A 1,678-nucleotide genomic window follows, 5' to 3' on the forward strand; every position below is an offset into this window, starting at 1 on the left:
TCTGGATGAGCTAGTGAAAGCCGGAAAAGTATTACCAGCGCAGAAAGACCAACTGGCAGAGTTTATGGCCAGCCTCGACAGCGAAGTGGACGTGTTGGAATTCGGCGAAGGCGACCAGAAGCAGAGCTTCAGTCAGCAGGCCTTTATGAAAGACTTCCTGGGCAAGCTGCCCAAGGCCGTCGACTTCAAGGAACATTCTGCTGATGATCAGGAACAACCTCCTGAAAACAGTAACGAACTGGCGCAGATGGCTCTGGAATACCAGGAGGAGCAGCGCAAGAAAGGCAGAACCGTCAGCATTACTCAGGCGGTAAATGCGGTTCAGACTGGAAAGAAGGATTAAGCCATGAGAAACGACGGACTGATTAAATCATTTTACGCCGATGGCACCCTGGAAGGACGCAAGCTGGTGACCTTTGGCACCGGCAAGTTAAAAGTCAAACAAGCGACAGCCGCCACCGATGCCCTGATCGGTGTCACTACCCAGATCGGCAGCGAGAGCAACGGCCGGGTGGATGTTATTTTTTCCGGCATTACCGAAGCAGTGGCTGGCGGCACAATCAACAAAGGTGAAGTGCTAACCAGCGATGCCAATGCCAACGTCATCACAGCCACACAGGCCTCGGATCGGGTTATCGGTATCGCCCTGGAAGATGCCGTGGTCGGTGACTTTGTCACCGTACTGATTGCCCAAGGTTAAGGAGAACCAACTTATGGCTAACGCACCTTTTGTGACCAACCCGACCCTGACGGCTATCGCTATTGCTTACATGAACTATGAGTTTATAGCCGACAGAGTTCTCCCAAGAGTTCCGGTAAGCGCCAGGGAATTCAAATGGACGAAGTACAACACGGAAGACCGCTTCACCATTCCAGATACTCTGGTAGGTCGTAAAGGCCAGCCAAACGTCGTGGAATTCGGCGGCACCGAAGAGGCAGGCTTTGTTCAGGATTACGGTCTGGAAGACCATATCCCGCAGCAGGATTTAGACAACGCTACTAACAGCAACTTTGATCCACGGGGCAATGCCGTAGAGCTGCTTAGTGAAATCATTGCACTGGACCGGGAAAAGCGGGTCGCTACTATGGTTCAGAACAAAAATAACTATGCCCACAAAGAGACCCTCAGTGGCACCGACCTATGGGACGATCCGGCCAGTAAACCGCTGGTGACGTTGACCGATGCGTTGGAAACGCCCATCAAGCGTCCGAACATTATGATCACCAGTCGCAAGGTGGCTGTGGCACTGCGCCGTAACCAGAGCATCGTCAAAGCCTTTAATGGCACGATATCCGACGATGGGCTTGTGCCTTTATCCTTCGTTAAGGAGCTGCTGGAGATTGATGAAATTCTGGTGGGAGCCGCCTATTACAACAGCGCCCGACCCGGCCATGAGATGCAACTGGAGCGCATTTGGGGCAACCATTGCTCGCTGATTTACCGCAACCCAACTGCCAGGCCGAACCGTGGGGTCACCTTCGGCATGACTGCTGAGCATGGTCAACGGGTCAGTGGTACCCGTCAGGATGCCAACATTGGCCTGCGTGGCGGTGAAGCCATTCGAGTGGGTGAGTCAGTCGACGAGCTGATCATTTGCAACGATGTGGCTTACCACCTTGAAAACGTCATTAGCTAAGGAGTGGCTATGAAATACACAGCACTCCACAGCGTACGGCA

The 1,678-nt window shown here is 53.1% G+C and carries 3 protein-coding genes; all 3 read left to right on the top strand.

Features of this window, described 5'->3' with window-relative positions:
- Nucleotides 1–343 (top strand): hypothetical protein (locus AK963_RS28700; protein ID WP_066018693.1); only part of this gene is annotated, 343 nt, incomplete at its 5' end.
- A gap of 3 nt (nt 344–346) precedes the next feature.
- Nucleotides 347–700 carry a capsid cement protein gene (locus AK963_RS28705; protein ID WP_066018694.1) on the top strand — a complete coding sequence of 118 codons (354 nt, stop codon included), beginning with the start codon at nt 347–349 and terminating at the stop codon, nt 698–700.
- A gap of 13 nt (nt 701–713) precedes the next feature.
- Nucleotides 714–1,637: a hypothetical protein gene (locus AK963_RS28710; RefSeq protein WP_066018695.1), complete on the top strand. Its 924-nt coding sequence runs from the start codon at nt 714–716 to the stop codon at nt 1,635–1,637.
- Nucleotides 1,638–1,678 lie beyond the last annotated feature (41 nt).

It is taken from the genome of Endozoicomonas atrinae (assembly GCF_001647025.1).
Lineage (GTDB): Bacteria > Pseudomonadota > Gammaproteobacteria > Pseudomonadales > Endozoicomonadaceae > Endozoicomonas > Endozoicomonas atrinae.

Bases quoted from the DNA above. Each gene is read 5' to 3' on its own strand.
- AK963_RS28705 (WP_066018694.1), top strand. From the start codon at position 347: ATGAGAAACGACGGACTGATTAAATCATTTTACGCCGATGGCACCCTG.
- AK963_RS28710 (WP_066018695.1), top strand. From the start codon at position 714: ATGGCTAACGCACCTTTTGTGACCAACCCGACCCTGACGGCTATCGCT.